The sequence below is a fragment of the Pantoea sp. SIMBA_079 genome, from assembly GCF_046940275.1.
In the GTDB taxonomy this organism is placed as follows: Bacteria; Pseudomonadota; Gammaproteobacteria; order Enterobacterales; family Enterobacteriaceae; genus Pantoea; species Pantoea borealis.
Map to the genome: position 1 here is coordinate 1 of NZ_JAWRYR010000579.1, position 256 is coordinate 256.

At 72.3% G+C, this 256-nt stretch carries 1 pseudogene; it reads right to left on the reverse strand.

What is annotated here, in order from left to right:
• Window positions 1-256 (reverse strand): annotated as a pseudogene (locus tag SB719_RS21270) (hypothetical protein); the annotation flags it as partial.

A 256-nucleotide genomic window follows, 5' to 3' on the forward strand; every position in this document is an offset into this window, starting at 1 on the left:
GGCTCGACCAGGTTTCGCGCGGCGGCGGCCGGCCATCGGCCGCGACCTCGGCCGTATCGGCATCGTCGTCCGCCGCCTGCGGCAGGCTGAATTCGCCGGCATCCAGCCGACGGATGACCTCGCGCGCATGTGCGGCCTGATCGTCGCGCACGTGCAGCTTCACGCCGCCGATCGCGAGCCGCCATTCCCAGTTCGCCAGCGCCATGTTCTGGTCGCCCAGATGCACGCCGATGCCCTCGGCCTGCAGCAGGCCGGC